Annotated in this window: 6 protein-coding genes; 3 read left to right on the top strand and 3 right to left on the bottom strand. The window is 69.5% G+C overall.

The window, feature by feature from the left end; all coding sequences use genetic code 11:
* Positions 1 to 29 precede the first annotated feature (29 nt).
* Positions 30 to 1,220: an acyl-CoA dehydrogenase family protein gene (locus VHP37_00825; protein HEX2824860.1), complete on the bottom strand. Its 1,191-nt coding sequence runs from the start codon at positions 1,218 to 1,220 to the stop codon at positions 30 to 32.
* 146 nt (positions 1,221 to 1,366) lie between these two features.
* Positions 1,367 to 1,720: a hypothetical protein gene (locus tag VHP37_00820; GenBank protein ID HEX2824859.1), complete on the bottom strand. Its 354-nt coding sequence runs from the start codon at positions 1,718 to 1,720 to the stop codon at positions 1,367 to 1,369.
* Between VHP37_00820 and VHP37_00815 the strand changes: the two genes are divergently transcribed.
* From VHP37_00815 to VHP37_00805, 3 genes are all read left to right on the top strand, one after another.
* Positions 1,719 to 1,883 carry a hypothetical protein gene (locus VHP37_00815; GenBank protein ID HEX2824858.1) on the top strand — a complete coding sequence of 55 codons (165 nt, stop codon included), beginning with the start codon at positions 1,719 to 1,721 and terminating at the stop codon, positions 1,881 to 1,883. The genes VHP37_00820 and VHP37_00815 overlap by 2 nt on opposite strands.
* Before the next feature lie 49 nt (positions 1,884 to 1,932).
* Complete coding sequence (locus VHP37_00810) at positions 1,933 to 14,508, top strand: filamentous hemagglutinin N-terminal domain-containing protein (protein HEX2824857.1); 12,576 nt, start codon at positions 1,933 to 1,935, stop codon at positions 14,506 to 14,508.
* An 88-nt stretch (positions 14,509 to 14,596) separates the two neighbouring features.
* Entirely contained in the window at positions 14,597 to 16,348 is a 1,752-nt protein-coding gene (locus tag VHP37_00805; protein HEX2824856.1) for a ShlB/FhaC/HecB family hemolysin secretion/activation protein, read from the top strand.
* Here the strand turns inward: VHP37_00805 and VHP37_00800 are convergent.
* A complete protein-coding gene (locus VHP37_00800) occupies positions 16,345 to 17,556 on the bottom strand; it encodes a glycosyltransferase (GenBank protein ID HEX2824855.1) in 1,212 nt (403 codons plus the stop codon). The two genes, VHP37_00805 and VHP37_00800, sit on opposite strands and share 4 nt — an antisense overlap.
* Positions 17,557 to 17,569 lie beyond the last annotated feature (13 nt).

Below are 17,569 nucleotides of genomic sequence, written 5' to 3'. Positions count from 1 at the left end.
TTTTCATCGTCTCGCGCCGTGTGCCGCGCTCAGTTTGCTTCCGGCACGCCGTTGCGCAAAAGATCGCGCGCGATGAACCAGCGGTGCACTTCAGACGGGCCTTCGTAGATGCGCCACGAGCGGCACGCGCGGTACATGTACTCGAGCGGCAGGTCCTTGGTCATGCCCATGCCGCCGAAAAGCTGCATCGCGCGGTCGGTGATGCGCGAGACCATCTCGCTGCCCTGCAGCTTGACCATCGCGGCGTCGCGGCGCCAGTCGCTCACGCCCGCGTCCATCTTCCACGCGAGGCGCCACGTGATCCAGCGCACCATCTCCATCTCCTGGAAGCTGTCGGCGAGCCACCACTGGATCTGCTGGCGGTCGGCGAGCGCCGCGCCGAAGGTCTTGCGCTCCTTGGCCTGCGGGATCATGAGCTCCATGCAGCGGCGCGAGTAGCCCAGCGCGCGGCACGCGATCTCCATGCGTCGCACGCCGAGGCGGCCCTGCATCGGCGCGAAGCCGTTGCCGATCTCGCCGAGCACCTGGTCGTCCGGGACTTCGACGTTGTCGAAGAACACGCCATAGGGCGCGTGCTCGCCGATGGTGTTGAAGACCGATGGAATCGAGAGGCCCTTGGCGCCCTTGTCGACGAGGAACGCGGTGATGCCGCCGCGCGAGCCTTTCTCCGGATCGGTCACCGCCATCGCGATGATGAAGTCGGCACGGCGCGCGCCGCTGATGAAGATCTTCTGGCCGTTGATGACCCACTTGCCGTTCTTGTACTCCGCGCGCGTCTTCATGTTCGCGGGGTCCGATCCCGCGCCGGGCTCGGTGATCGCGATCGCGCTTTTCTTGTCGCCGTTGGCGTACGGAATGAGGTACTTCTGGATCTGGTCGCCCTTGCAGGTCTGCTTGAGCATCCACAGGTTGGGGCTGTCCGGGGGCAGGATGAACGGCACGATGCTCGTCTTGAGCTCTTCGACGACGACTGCCTTGGCGAGCATGCCGAGGTTCTGTCCGCCGTATTCCTCAGGCACGTCGATGCCGTAAAGGCCGATCTCCTTCGCCTTCTTCGTGAGGTGCTCTTCGGCGTCGGGCGGGATGAGCGGATTGTCGGTGAGACCGCGCTCGGCCTCGCGCTTGATGACCGTCGCCTCGAGCGGGATCAACTCTTCACGGACGAAGCGCGCGACGGTGTCGCGCAGCATGCGTAGTTCTTCGGGAAGCTCAAAGTCCATTGCAGTGTCCTCAAATGCGTCGAAGGTATTGTAGTACGGCGTAGTTCGTCATTCCCGACCGCGCGGCAGCGCGAAGTGATCGGGAATCCATCTTGATTTGCAGCCTTGAAAATGGATTCCCGCCTTCCGCGGGAATGACGACGGGGTTACTCCTCCGGCCTCGCGATCCGCGTCAACCTGCGCAGCGACAGCAGCAAAAACGCGCCCAGGATGATCTCCAGCCCCACCGGTCCGTTCTCCCCGCCGAACGGCGGCGCGAAGCCGAGCTGCACCATCGCCCAGTTCATGCCCCACATCAGCGCCCACGAGGCGCCGCACAGGAGAAAAAAACCGCCGACCAGCACCAGGAACATGCCGATCGAGCCGCCGACGACGATGAAGACGTTTCTTGTTTCCTGCTTGAGCACGCGAATCCTCCCGATGTTGCCGATGGCCGCATTCTCCCATGCCGGCCGCGCCTGATCGGCCGACAGGGGCTTGTCAAGCCGGCAGCTTCGCATGACCGCACCGATCCTGCGCCGCGTCGACGAGCAGGAGATCGACGACGCGACTTCGCTGCGCAGCGCGGAAGCCGCCGGCGCTCCCCGCGAGCCGGCCGTGTGCACCGCCGCCGACGCGAAAGGCGGCGCGGTGCTCGCATGCGCGCCCGCCGCGAACCGCTGAAAAGGCATCGCGTGTAACATCGAAGGCTTCGACCGAAGCAGGGGGGACGATGAAAAAACAGCCGATACTTCGGTCGCCGGGTCTTTTTTCAGCCCGCGTCAACCCGCTCACCGCCGCAGTCGCCGCCGCGCTCTTCGCCGCCTACGGCGCGCCGCGCCCTGCCTACGCCGGCCCCACCGGCGAGCAGCTCGTCGGCGGCCAGGCCACCGTCAGCCGTCCCGACGCCCAGACGACCGTCGTCAACCAGGCGAGCCAGCGCGCCGCGCTCAACTGGAACGGCTTCTCGATCAACGTCGGCGAGGCGGTGATCTTCAGGCAGCCCGACGTGTCCTCGGTCGCGCTCAACCGCGTCGTCGGTCCGAATCCATCCACGATCGCCGGCAGCCTGCAGGCCAACGGCCAGGTCTTCCTGATCAACCCGAGCGGCATCCTGTTCGCGAAAGGCGCGAGTGTGGACGTCGCCGGCCTCGTTGCCTCCACGCTGAACATCAGCAACCACGATTTCATGAACGGCCGCAACGTGTTCAGCGGCGTCGGCGGCAACGTCACGGTGGAGAAGGGCGCGAGCATCAAGGCGGGCGAGCGCGGCTACATCGCATTGCTCGCGAACCAGGTGAGCAACAGCGGCACACTCACCGCGAGCAACGGCACGGTCGCTTTGGGCGTGGGCAGCGACATGGTGCTCGACTTCCACGGCGACGGGCTGCTGAGCCTGAAGGTGAACGCCGCGGCCGCGAACGCGAAGATCGCGCACGACGGGATCATCGTGGCGGACGGCGGGCGCGTGATCATGAGCGCGGCTGCGCGCAACGCGCTGCTCGACACCGTGCTCAACGTCGACGGCATCGTGCAGGCGAGAGGAGCGGTCGAGAGAAACGGCTCGATCTATCTCGAAGGCGGCGACAGCGGCGTGACGCGCGTCGCGGGCACGCTCGACGCGAGCAACACGCAAGGCAAAGGCGGCGAAGTCCGCGTGCTCGGCCAATACGTCGGTCTCGTCGACCAGGCGAAGATCGACGCCTCGGGCGCGACCGGCGGCGGAACCGTGCTCGTCGGCGGCGACTACCAGGGGAAGAATGCGGACGTCCGAAACGCATTCCGCACCTCGGTCGGTCGAGACGTGACGATCAACGCCGACGCGACCGTCAGCGGCGACGGCGGCAAGGTCGTCGTCTGGTCCGACGACTCCACGCGCTTCGAAGGCGCGATCACCGCCAAGGGCGGTCCACGGAGCGGCGACGGCGGCTTCGTCGAAGTCTCCGGGAAGCGAGACCTCGTTTTCGCGGGCAGTGCCGACACGAGCGCGCCCAAAGGCAAAACGGGCACGCTGCTCCTCGATCCGGAGACTCTGGTCATCGACGGCGGCGGCCCGAACAACGGCGGCGCCGGCACCGACGACGATCTCGCCGACAACCAGATCCTGTTCGCCGAGAACCCCGGCGGCACGACGACGATCACCGAAGCGACGCTCGAGTCGCTCAACGCGAACATCCTGCTCGAAGCGACCAAGCTGATCCGCACCGGCTCGACGCCGTTCGGCGGTAACGAGCTGACGATCGCGTCGAACCGCAACCTCACGCTGCGCACGCGCAACCTCGCCAGCAGCGGCGATGCCGGCGGCACGCACGGCATCGATCTCACGAACGGCGGGACGAACGCGCCCCTGATCCGCCTCCAGGGCAGCGGGACGCTGTCGATCACCAGCGGCTTCGGCGACGGCACCGACAACGGCGACGTACCGGCGCCCGTCACGCTCGGCGCGATCACGACGAACGGCGCTACGGTCACGGTGCGCTCGAACTCGACGTTGACCGTCACCGACTTCATCAGGACCCGACCGGATTTCAGCGTCGGCACATCGACCGGAGGCAACGTGTTCCTCACGGCCGGCGACGCGATCACGCTCGACGGCACGATCGAAGCGTCGGGACGGACGGCTACCGGCGGCGGCGCCGACACCGGCGGCAACGGCGGTGAAGTCCTCGTCCGGCACACGAACGCGGTCGCAGACCGATCCATTACGCTGAGTGCCCTCAAGCGCATCGACGCGACGGGCGGCGCGGCCGTCGACGCGGCCGACACCGCAGGCAACGGCGGCGTCGTCACCGTGGTGAACGAGAGCGGCAACATCGTGCTCAACGGCGACATCCTGACGCCCGACGGCGCGATCCAGACGGCCGGCGCCACGGCCGGCAGCGGCGGCGCGATCCAGTTGAGGACCGCGAGCGCCGGCAACACGATCATGCAGGCGGCGACGAACTCGAGGCTGCAGACGACTCAGGGCGCCGCAACGCTGGCCACCGGACAGTTGCTCGTCGATTCGATCGGCAGCGTTCTTCTTCAGGGCAACGGCACGAACTACGTGAAGCAGCTCGCGGCGCGCGTGATCGGTCCGGGCGCGAGCTTCAGCTATCGCGACGAGTTCGGGCTCACGATCGGCAGCGTTCCGGCGGCGGGAAGCCAGGCCGGGACGGCGGGGCTCGTCGGCCTGTCGGGCATCACGACGAACGGCGGCGCCGTCAGCGTCGGCTCGAACACGACACTGACGATCAGCAATGCCATCAACACCAGTGCGGCCGCGCTCAGCGGGCTCAACGGCGGCGCGGTGACGCTCACCGCCGGCACCACGATCACGAGCGGCCCCGGCGGCTCGATCACCACGAGCGGCGCGAGCGGCGCTGCCGGGATCGACGGCGCCGGACCCGGAGACCCGGGAGGTAACGGCAGCGCCGCCGGTAGCGGCGGCGCCGTGGTCATCCAGTCGACCGGCAATGGCGCGATCACTCTCGCCGCGGCAGTGGTCACGCAAGGCGGCGCCGGCGGTAACGGCGGCGCGGGCGGCGACGGGTCCACTCAGGGCGGCGCGGGCGGTGCGGGAGGCGCGGGCGGCGCAGTAACGATCAGCAGCGGCAGCGGCGCGATCGCGATCTCCGACGTCACGAGCTCCGGCGGTGCGGCCGGGGCCACCGGATCGCCGTTCGGCTCGGGCTTCGAGGGCGAGGCCGGAGGCGCGGCGGGCGCGATCACCGCAACGTCCTCTTCGGGGATCACGCTGCGCGGCAATCTCGACGCGCGCGGCGGCAACGCCAGCGGCGACGGGCCCGACAGCGGCGGGGCAGGCGGCGCGATCCTGATGCAGGGACCGGTCACACTCGATAAGGAGACAGTCTCTCTGAATACCGGAGGCGGCGCGGCGTCGGCCGGCGAGGGCAGCGCGAGAGGCGCCGACGCGAACGCCGTTTTCACCGGCACCGTCCAGTCGGCGACCGCGGTCTCGCTCAACAAGCTCTCGATCGATCCGGGCAGCGGCAACGTCGTCTTCCAGGGCGCCGTCGGCGGCGGCGGCAAACCGCTCGGGGACATCACGATCACGACCGGGCTGAACGTCGCCGGCAGCCTCGACGGCGGCACGGCGGCCGGGGCGATCACCGCGACGTCCTTCACCCAGACCGGCGGCGGCGGCCGGACCCATCTCGGGGGCCTCACGGTGTCGGGCAACGGCACGCCCGTGAATGTCGATACGAACGAGATCACGATCACGTCGGCGACCAGCGCGCCTGCGGGCAACGTGGCGCTCAACGCCGGCAACATCGGCGTCGGTCCGATCACGAGCGGCGGCTCGATCGCGCTCACGACAGCGGTCGCTTCCGGTACCGCCACGCTCGGCGGCAATCTCACCACCACCGCCGGAGGCGGCATCTCGATCGATCACGCGGTGCTTCTCGGCGCGGACGTCACGGCCGCGGCGGGAGCGGGCGCAATCACCTTCGGCCGCACGATCGACAGCGTGACCGGCGGGCCCGCGCGCGCGCTTACGGTCAACTCGTCCGGCGCGACGACTTTCAACGGCGCCATCGGTGCGACGACGCCGCTCGCATCGCTGACCACCGACGCCGGCGGCACGACCGCGCTCAACGGCGGGCCGGCGCCCTCCACCGGCGCCGTCTCGTCCGTGACGACGACGGGCGCGCAGAGCTACGGCGATGCGCTCACGCTCGGCGCGAACACGACGATGACGAGCACCGGCGGCGGTGCGATCACGTTCGGCTCGACGATCCAGTCGGGGTTCGACAGCGATCTCGGCCAGAACGCGCTGGCGACGCTCGCGGTGAACACTTCGGGCACGACGACGTTCAACGCGGACATCAACGTGTCCGGCTCGGAGCTCGGGGGTTTGAGCACGGGCGGTGGCGGCACGACCGTATTCGCCGGTGCGCCCGGCACGCGCACCATTACCGTCAAAGGACCGCAGACTTACAACGACAACGTCGTGCTCAACAACGACACGCTTTTCCAGGATTGCAGCTGCACCGGCGCTCCGATCACGTTCGGCGGCAGCATCAACGCGAACACCGGCGCAACCGACCGGCAGCTCGGCGTGAGCGCGCGCGGCAACGTGACTTTCTCCGGCAACGTCGGCGACGTCACGCCGCTCGCTGCATTGAGCGCGACCACCAACGGCGTGGCGGGCGCCGCGATCGTTTTCAACGGCACGTCGGCGCAGACGATCGACGCGTCCCTGGCGGGCGGCGGCGGCATCTCGCTCCTCGCCCCCGTGACGCTGGCGTCGGGCTCGAACGTGACGATCAATGTGGGCACGGAGTTTCTCCAGTTCACCAGCACGATCAACGGCGCGGGTGCGCTCACGACGATGGCAGGGCAGACGCTGTTCCCCGGTGCGATCGGAAACACGACCGCGCTTACGTCGCTGACCACCTCCGGCTCGATCGATCTCGGCGGCAGCACGGTGGCCACCACCGGCGGACAGACTTACAACGGCACGGTGTCGCTGTCGAACGGTGCGACGCTCACGAGCATGAGCGGCGGCGCCGTGACCTTCAACAACACGGTCACGACCGACGGCACCGCGCGCGCGCTGACGATCGGCACGACCGGCACCACGACGTTCAACGACACCGTCGGCGACGGCAATCGCCTTTCCAGCCTCACGATCACCGGCGGCGGGCCGATCGCGATCAACGACGTCGCGAACAGCGGCGTCAGCGTCGGCACGGTCAACGGCCAGAGTTACGGTGGCCCGGTGACGCTCTCGGGTAACGTGTTCCTCGTCAGCGATTCTGGCGGCGCGATCACGCTGTCGAGCACCGTCGATTCGACGGCGTCGGCCGCTGCGAGCCCGCTCACGATCAGCACCTCGGGACAGGTGACGCTCGGCGGCGCCGTCGGCGGCACGCAGCCGCTTTCTCGATTGATCAGCAACGGCGGCGGCCCGGTTGCGATGAACGGCTCCGGCGTCACGACGCTCGTGGACCAGAGCTACGATGCGACCGTCACGCTCGGCGGCACTGCGGGCTCGCCCGTCGCCTTCACCGGCGCCGTTCTCGGCTTCAGCGGCGGGCCGAGCGCGCTCGTCGCGGGCGATCACCCGCTCACGCTGACCACCGACGGCCTCGCGTTCGGGGGCACCGTCAGCGGCACGAGCACGCTGCTCATCCAGCCCGGCGGCGACAACGTCGCGATGGGCATCGCCGGCGGCTCCGGCACGTTCACGCTCCCGACAGGAACGCTGAACCAGCTTCAGAACGGATTCCAGTCGATCACGCTGGGCCGCGCCATGGCGACCGCGGCGACGACGGTCGGCGCCGTGACGTTCCAGGACCCGGTGACGATCCGCGGTCTCTCGGTGCTCGTGACCGGCGACGTGACCGGCGCCGACAACGCGTCGGTGACGCTGAACACCACGCCCTCGCTGGGCGGCGGCATCGATCTCGGCGCGAACATCCGCACGAGCGGCCAGGCGATCGCGCTCAACGGGCCGGTCACGCTCACGACCAACAGCGTGCTCGTCGACTCGACGTGCGCGACGGGCGTTGGATGCACGACGACCGCTGCCGGGGCCGATGTCACGTTCGCATCGACGATCCGTGCGGACAACAGCGCTACGGCGGGCCAGAACCGCACACTGAGCGTCAACGCGGGAAGCGGGGGCGCCGCGACGTTCGGCGGCAACATCGGCGTGGGCGCCAACCGCGCGCTCGCCGACCTCGACGTGACCGCGCGCACGATCCGCCTCAACAGCGCCGCGATCAACGTCAACGATAGCAACGCGCCAGCCCAGACCGTCAGCTTCAACGGCGATGTCGTGCTCGGCGCGGACGTGACGATCAACGCCAATCGCAGCGGTACCGGCAACAGCGTCACCTTCGGCGGCGCGATCGACGGCGACAACACGGCGACCGGGCGCGCGCTCGCGGTCAACGCGGGCAACGCGACGGTGACGTTCGACGGCGTCATCGGCAGCGCGGGATCGCTGTCGGACTTCGACGTCACCGCGGGCAGCATCGCGATCAATACTACGACCATCAACGTCATCGCGCCCGGCGCGGCGACCGCGCCGAGCGTCACGCTGAACGGCGTCACGTCGCTCGCGGCCGGCGGCCTCACCTTGAGCACCCAGGGCCACGGCGGCGGAGCCGGGAGCGTCACGCTCGCACAGATCGAAGGCCCGGGCGGGCTGGTGGTGAACGCGCCGGCGGACACCATCACGTTCGGCGGGTCGGTCGGCGTTACCACGCCTCTCCCGTTCCTCAGCGCGACCGGCGCCCGCATCAACCTGAACGCGGCGACGTTCAACCTCGACGGCGGCACGGTGGCACAGGGCAACCTGTTCAGCGGCCCGGTCTTCCTCGGCGTGCCTGCGGTCACGATCGACGCCGATCGCGCGTCCGATCCCGACAGCGCCGTCACCTTTGCCGGCGCGATCGATGCGGACAACGGCGCCAACAATCGCGTTCTCAACGTGAACGCCGGGAGCTCCGGCGGCGGCATCGTCACGTTCGCGAATTCGGTCGGCACGACCGGCGCGCTGTCGGGCCTCAGCGTCACCGCCGGCACCCGCATCGATCTCAACGCGTCGACGTACAACATCAACGGCGGGAGCGCCGGCGGCAACACCGCCGCTTTCAACGGCCCGGTGCAGCTCAACAACGTGAGCACCGTCCGCATCAACACCGATCGCGCCGGGTCGACTTCGGACAACAACGTGAGCTTCGGCTCCACGATCGATTCGGGCGGAGCGGCGCGCGCGCTCGACGTCAACGCGGGTAGCGGCAGCGTGAGCTTCAACGGCAATGTCGGCGCGGCCCTGCCGCTCACCAATCTCACGGTGACCGGCGGCTCGATCAACCTCAACGCGCCGACGTTCAACATGAACGGCGGCACGACCGCGCAAACGGTCTCGTTCACTGGCCCCGTAACCCTGGGCGCGGACGTGACGGTGAATACTGACCGCGCCGGTACTGCCGACAGCACCGTGACATTCGGCTCGTCGATCGATTCGAATGGGGCGCCGCGGGCGCTCAACGTGAATGCCGGCGGCGCCAACGTGAGCTTCGGCGGCGACGTCGGCAACGTAGCGGCGCTGGCGGACCTCGACGTCACTGGCGGCGCGATCAATCTGAACGCCGGCACGTTCAACCTGAACGGCGGCGCGACAGCGCAGACGATTACGTTCAGCGGGGCTGTCACGCTCGGCGCGAGTTCGGTCACGATCAACACCGACCGCACGGGCGCGAGCGACAGCAGCGTTTTTTTCAGCTCGACGATCGACGCGAGCAACAGCATCGGCAACCGCACACTGAGCGTCATCGCTGGTAGCGGCACGGCGACATTCAGCGGCGACATCGGCGCAGGTGCCACGGGCGCGCTGGCGGACTTCGATGTGACTGCGGGCGCGATCGGGCTGAACGGAGCCGTGCTGAACGTCAACGGCGGCATCGCCGGCGGAAACACCGCGACGCTTTCCGGCCCCGTTACGCTCGGCGCGAACCTCACGATCAATAGCGATCGTGCCAGCGGCGCCGACAACAGCACGTCTTTCGGCTCGCTGTCGGGTCCCACGAGGTCGGTGGTGGTGACGGGCGGAGGCGGCTCGTTCACCGTGACCGGTGCGACGAACGTCGCGTCGCTCGACGCGGTCGCGGGCAGCGCGATCAACCTCGGTCCGGTTACGTCCGGCGGCTTCGTCACGCTCACGTCCGACAACATGGCGCTGACCGGCATCACCGCGGCCGGCCAGACGGTGACGCTGCGCCCGTTGAACGCGGGCCGGACGATCCTGCTGGGCGGAGATTCGGCGTCGAGTCTCGCGCTGAACGCGGCCGAGATGAACGGCATCACCGCGCAGCGCCTGATCGTCGGCACCGCGGCCGCCGGCAGTGCGTCGGGCGCGATCACGATCGCGAGCGACATCGCGCCGAACGTATCGGTGCTGCATCTGAACACCGGCGGCGGCATCACCGGTATCGCGGGCGGCATCGTGCTGCCTTCCGGCACGCTTGCGATCGACGCGGGCGGCACGGTGACCATCACCGACCCGCAGAACAACGTCGCGACGCTTGGCGCCAACAGCGGCCTCGGCGACTTCACGTTCACCAATTCCGGCTCGCTGCAGGTCGGCACCGTCGACGGCGTTGCCGGCGTGACCGCGGCGAACGTGACGCTGACTTCCGCCTCAGGACAGATCACGACCGGCACGACGATGGTTAGCGGCAACGACGTCACGCTCGACAGCGCGACCGGCGTCGGGGCCGGAACGAGTGCGCGCGTCAACACCGCCGCGGCCACGCTGGCGGCGAGAAGCCGCACGAGCGGCGGGGTGTTCGTGAACGAGACCGATGCGGTCACGCTGAATACGATAGGCGCCGTCACGAACAGCGCCGCAGGGTCGCAAGGCTACGACGTCGTCGCGGGCGGAGCGATCACGATCACCGGCCCGGTCAGCACGGGCAGCATGAGCACGGGCGGCGTTCCCGGCGCCGCCGCGACGAGCGGCGGTATCACGCTGCTCGCGAACGGCTCGATCACGGGCGCGGGCACGCTTACGACCGGCAATGCGACCGCGGGGGGTAGCGGACCGGCCAGCGGGACCGCTCGCTCGGGCTCGATCGACGTCACCGCAAGCGGCGGCACGCTGCTCGCGGGACAGATGACGACCGGCAGCGCGACGTCCGGCGCGTCCGGCCAGGCTCGTACGGGCGACATCGCGCTCAGCGCGAACCGCATCGGCGTTTCCGGCAACTCACAGTTCATCGCGTTCGGCACGGCCTCGGGCGGCGGCACGAACACGCAGGGTGTCCTCGACGTCGCCACGACCGGCGTTCGCACGGCGTCCGACTCCGAGGCCGGCCAGATCCTCGTCAGCAGCGCGACCGGACTCCCGATGCGGAACATCACCACCGCGCCGAACAACCAGCAGTCCCTGAGGTTCGAGGCGCAAGGCGGGAACCTCACCTTCCTCGCCGGCGGCGCCGATACCGGCGTCGAAGGCAGCGGCAACGCGCTCGACGGCGATTCCCTCACGGCCAACACGGCCGCAGCCGGTAACAGCATTACGTTCGCGCGCGACATGGCGGCCGGCAACATCTCGGCGACCTCCGCCGGTGCGGTGAACCTGAATGCAAACCTCGCGACGAGCGCCGTCAATGCGGCGGCCCCCGCGGCCTTCATCGCCACAGGAGATATCGGCATCACGGCCGCGTCGGGCGTTACCGGCGCCGGCACGCTCTCCACCGGCGCGGTCACCGCGACCGGCGCCGGCGGTGCGGTCTTCGCGACGTCCGGCTCGTTGACCGTCGACGGCGGCACCGCCGGCGACGTGCGCACGGGCCTCTTACGCAGCGGCAACGCGACGATGACCGGCGGCGGCGCCGACGACACGGTCACTACGGGCAACGTCATCGTGAGGGGCCGCGGCATCGGCACCGCGGCGTCGCCGCAGGCGGTCGCGGTCGGCACAGCGACCGGCGTCCCCGCCGCTAACGGCGGCGTGCTGTTCCTGACGTCGCGCGGAACGGGCGCCGCGGGAGACGCGTTCGTCACCAGCGCCGCGACGCTCGGGGTTATTGCAATGACTCGCACCGCGGATCGGCAAATTCTCGACATCCGCACGACGAACGGTGCGCCGCTGCTCTGGTTCGCCGGCGTGGGCGTCGGCGGCAACGGTCTCGCTTTCAACGGCGACGACGTGCGCCTGACGACGACCGGCGGCGGAGCGATCTCGTTCCAAGGCGGGCTCAGCGCCGGAAGCGCCAACGTGAGCTCGAGCGGCGGGGTCGATCTCGGCTCGTCCACGAGCGGCATCTTCACCAGCGCCGTGAACACGACGGCGACGCCCGGTGTGGACGCAATCACCGGCGACATCACCGTGACCGCGGGCGCGGCGGGCGTGACCGGCGCCGGCCGCATCTTCAGCGGTATCGCGCAGGCGGACGGCGGCACCCCCGGTGCAACGACGGCGCGCACCGGTTCGGTGACCGTCACCACCACCGGCGCGATCCAGGCCGGCACGATCGGTCCCAACCTCGCGACGGTCTCGAACGGCAGCGGCAACGACACCGCGACCAGCGGGACGCTCACGCTCAACGGACAGCGCATCGGCAGCGCAGCGGCGCGCCAGGACATCGTCACCGAATACGCGAGCGGCGGCGCGACCAACGTCCAGGGCTTCGCTACGCTCACGACGACGGGCACGACCGCCGCCGACGGCATCTTCCTCAACAGCACCGAAGGCACCGATGCCGGACGCGGCGTGGTCGCGCTCAACGCGATCAACATCGCGGCGGCGGGCGCGCCGCTCGACGTCATCACCACCGGCACCATCGTCAACGACGTCCCGATCAGCCCAGCGCGGCCGCGGCCGATCCAGCTCAACGGCAACGTGACGACGAACGGCGGCACGGTCTCCCTCGCGCCGCCCGTGCAGCTCGCGAACGACGTCGTCGTTGCCACGAACGGCGCGAGCGTGACGTTCGGCGCTGCGATCGTATCGCCGCTCACGCCGCACAGCCTCACCGTCACCACCAGCGGACTGACGACGTTCAACGGCGTGGTCGGAGACTCCGTCCAGCCGCTGTCGGCGTTGTCCGTGAGCGGACCCACGCAGCTCAACACCGGCAGCGTCTTCACTACGGGCGCCCAGAGCTACGGCGGCAACGTCACGCTCGGCGCGGACACGACGCTCACCGGCACCACACCCACGTTCGGCGGCATCGTCGTCGGCGGCGGTTTCGACCTCACGCTGAGCTTCTCCGCCACGCACACGGTGAACGGCACGACCTTCACCGCCGTGCGCAACTTCACGAGCGGCGGCGGCGGGGTGACGAACCTCACCGGCAATCTCACCACCACCGGCACCCAGCGCTACGACGACGCTGTCGTGCTGGCCGGCGCGACGACGCTCACCGGCACCACGCCGACGTTCGCCGGCACCGTGACCGGCGGCAACAACGATCTCACGCTGAATTTCTCGGGGACCACGAGCATCGACGGCGCGGCGTTTACCGGCATCCGCGCGCTCACGACGGGCAACGGCGGCGCGACGAGCCTCATCGGCGCGCTCACGACGACGGGCGCGCAAAGCTACAACGAGAACGTCACGCTCGCAGGCGATACGACGCTCAACTCGGGCGCGGGCACGCTCACCTTCGCCGGCACGCTGGAGTCGCCGGCGACGCCGCGCGCGCTCACGATCACCTCGGGCAACGTCGCGCGCTTCGACGGCGTGGTCGGCGGGAACGGCAATCCGCTCGGCTCGCTCACCACGAGCGCATCGGGCACGCAGATCAATGGCGGCGCGGTGACGACGACGGGATCGCAGACTTACAACAACCCGGTCGTGATCGGCGCGAACACCCGCCTCGACTCGACCGCCGGCGGTATGACGTTCGGCGGCGCGCTCGACGCCGACGCGGCGACGAACAACCGCACGCTGCTCGTCAACGCGCCGACGGGCACCGTCACGTTCTCGGGCAATGTCGGCGCGAACGCGGCGTTCGCCGATTTCGACGTGATCTCCGGCCCGAACACGACGGTGTTCAACGGCTCGTCGCCGCAGACCGTGAACGTCACGGCCGGGCCGGGCGGACAGACCGTCAGCTTCACCGGCAACGTGCAGCTCAACCAGAACCTGACGATCAACACCGGCGGGGCGGCGAACAACAGCGTGCAGTTCAATAACGGCGTCGATCCGGGCGGCGGCGCGACCAACCGTTCGCTGGGCGTCGACGCAGGATCGGGCAACGTCACGTTCCAGAACGTCGGCAACGCGACGCCGCTCGCGCTGCTGGACGTCAACGGCAGCACGATCGCCTTCAACGCGAGGACCCGCGGCCAGCAGATCGTCGTGAGCGCGATCCAGGTGCTCGTCGATCCGGCGACGGGGCTCGTCCAGGCGCTGCTGCCGTTCACCGGCTTCAGCGGTCCGGCGGCCCTGACCTTCAACGGCACGTCGGCGAACGGCGGGATCTTCGGAACCGAGGCGGTGCCGCTGCGCGTCGACGTACCGGGCCAGTTCGTCGTGACGCCGAACTCGAGCCGCGCCTTCCCGACGGTATGGCTCACGGGCGATCCCGCGCGCGCGCCGCACTACGAGTTCGCCAACGACTTCACCCATCGCGAGGTCGTGTTCAACTTCCGGCCGGTGCTGATCACCGATCCACAGCAGATCAGCGAGCTGCTGCGCCGGCAGCGCGAAGACCTTTTCGACGAAGCGACCGAGGAGGCCATCGCCACGGCCGCCGGCATCGCGCGCGCGCCCGAGCTGTGCACGGCGGTGCAGGGCGACCCGGAATCTGCGCTGGCGTGCGCGCAGGCGAAGCCGAAGTGACCTGCCGGAGATGCGGCGCGCGCCCGCGTGGGTTATCCTTCGCGGCGGTGGGCAGGGAGCCTGCAGAAGAAGAAATTCAGGGAGCATATTGAGACACGACCGCGCAGCAGCCTCTGCAAGGGTTCGGATCAAGTCACTGGCGGCCGCCGTCGCGCTGACCTTCGCTTCGGCCGCCGCCCACGCACAGCAGCCTCCCACCCCGGTCCCGGGCGCCGGCGACGCGCTGCGCGACCTCGGAGAGAAAGCGCGCGAGATCCCGCCACCGCGGGGCGCCCCCGCCATCGACGTCCAGACGCCGCGCCGCGCGGTGAAGCCCGCGCCCGGGCTGAAGCTCGAGGTCAAAGGCTTCAGGTTCAGCGGCCTCACCCGCGTCTCCCCCGATTCGCTCCAGCCGCTGGTGCAGAAGTACGTCGGCGCCGACCGCTCGTTCGACGATCTCGAAGCGGCGGCGCGCGCGGTCACCGATTACCTCCGCGACCGCGGCTATTTCGTCGCGCAGGCCTACATCCCCGAGCAGAAGCTCGAGGGCGGCGTCGTCGAGATCGCGGTGCTCGAAGGCCGTCTCGCCAACGTGAGGATCGACGTCCCGCCGAACTCGCCGGTGTCGCGCGCCGCGGTCGAGCGCACGCTGTCGGTGCTGACCTCGGGCATGGTCATGCACTCCGACGCGATCGAGCGCGCGCTCTTCAACGCGAACGACCTGCGCGGCATCACCGTGCGCTCGGTCGTCGAGCCCGGTCCGACGCCCGGCACCGCCGACCTCGTGGTGCAGGTCGTGCCGGGCAAGCGCATCGACGGCACCTTCGAATTCGACAACCACGGCTCGCGCTTCACCGGAGAGAACCGCTTCGGCGTGAGCGTCAACTGGAACAGCCCGCTTGGGATCGGCGACCTGCTCTCGATGCGCGGCCAGCTCGGCGTGCCCGGCGGCGGCGAGGACACCGATTTCGCGCGGCTGTCGTATCTCGCGCCGGTCGGGCCGTACGGCACCAAGGTCGGCGCGGCGTACCTCAAGCTGCGCTATCACCTCGGCACCGATGCCTTCAAGGGACTCAACCAGAGCGGCGACTCGGACGTGACGTCGGTGTTCGCGCTGCACCCGATCTTCCGCACGCGCGCCTACAACCTCTTCGCGCAGGCGAGCTTCGACGTGCGCGATTTCCACGACGACCGCCGCGCGCTGCTGACGGTGAGCGATCGCCGGATCAAGGCCGGCGTGTTCACGCTGAACGGCGACATCCGCGACGGGCTGCTCGGCGGCGCCTTCAGCACCGCGTCGTTCACGGTCACGCAAGGCGATCTCGACATCAAGACCGCGGCGGACTTCACCGCCGACCAGGCCACCCGCAACGCGCACGGCAGCTACACCAAGCTCAACGGCACGCTGTCGCGCACGCAGGCGGTGTACGGCCCCGTCAGCCTCTACGCGTCGTACGGGTTCCAGCTCGCGTCGAAGAACCTCGACGGCAGCGAGAAGTTCAGCCTCGGCGGTCCGTTCGCGGTGCGCGCGTACGCACAGGGCGAATCGACCTCCGACGAAGCCCAGCTCGCGACCGCGGAGCTGCGCTACAACCTGCCGCCGATCCAGTTCGTGCCGGGCGGGGTGCAGGTGTTCGGTTTCTACGACTGGGCCAAAGGCCGCCTCAACGAGAGCCCGCTCGCCGTGGAGGCCGCGACCAATCACCGCACGCTGGCGGGCGGCGGCGTGGGCGTGTCGTGGGGGCAGCAGGACAACTTCTTCGTGCGCAGCACGCTTGCGTGGCGCACCGTCGGCACGCCGGTGTCGGACACCGCCAAGCGCATACCGCGGCTTTACTTCCAGCTCGTCAAGTACTTCTAGAGACCCAGCGCGCGCCTCTGCGCAGGCAGACAGATGCGCGTGAGGTCGTAGCGGTCGACGACCGTCTCGCGCGCACGCCTGCGCATTGCCGACGTGTCTGTCTGCAGCACGCTCGCGATCTCCTCCGCGAGCATCGAAGAATCGAAGAAGTCCACCAGCCGCCCGTTGTCGCCGTGCGCGATCACTTCCTCGACCGGCGCCGTCGTGGAGCCGACGACCGCGCAGCCGCACGCCATCGCTTCGAGCACCGACCACGACAGGATGAAAGGGTAGGTGAGGTACACGTGCGCGCTCGAGACGCGGTAGACGCTGCGCAAGGCCGGATACGGCAACCAGCCGGGGAAGTGCACGCGGCTCGTGTCGATGCGCCCGCCAGGCTCGCCGAGCAGCCGTTCCCTGTACGAACCGTGGGCCGGCGGATTGCCGTAGCTCACCGCGTCGTTGCCGACGATCACCACGTGCGCGTTCGGCCGCAGCGCCTGCAGCTTCGGCAGCGCGCGCATGAAGGTGTGAAAGCCGCGATACGGCTCGAGCCCGCGCGCCACGTACGTGACGATCTCGTCGCGCGCGGTCAGGCGTGCGCCGCCGGGTAGCTCCAGAACGTCTTCGCGATCGGGCGCGAACCAGTCGGTGTCGACGCCGTCGTGGATCACCTGGATGCGCTCGCGAAAGCCCGCGGGATGCACGCTGCGCTGCCACTCGGTGGGGCTGATGCCGCCGTCGGCCGCTTCCATGGAAAGCAGCGCCGCTGCGTTCTTCGCGCGCGCGCGCAGCGCGTCGTCGGCCGCGGCCGTGAATTCGGGATCGAAGCCGACGTCCGCGCCGCTCGCGCGATAGTAGAACTCGCCATAGAGCTCGATTCGCGCGTCGGGAAAGACGTCGCGCAGGAACAGCGCCTCGCCCCAGCCGGGGTGCGCATAGATCACGTCGGGAACGAAGCCCTCCGCCCGCAGCGCGCGGCAGCGGTGCGCGACGGCGTGGCCGCGTGCGATCGCTGCGTCGAAAGGCTGCGCGAACGGATGCGCGGCGGTCACGCCGGACCGCTCGAAGTGGTAGGTGACGAGCCGCACGCCCGGCAGCGGCGGGCGCCGGCCCGCCGCCGCGGCGTCGCCGAGCGCGACCACCTCGGTGCGCCCTTCGCGGCCGAGCGCCGCGGCCAGATAGCGGAACTGCGCCGGGAAGTTCTGGTGGACGAAAAGCAGCCTCATCGGCCACGTGTGG

This window comes from Burkholderiales bacterium (assembly GCA_036262035.1).
Lineage (GTDB): Bacteria > Pseudomonadota > Gammaproteobacteria > Burkholderiales > SG8-41 > JAQGMV01.
Note: the sequence above shows the minus strand (reverse complement) of the source record. Positions and strands in the feature narration are given on the sequence as shown.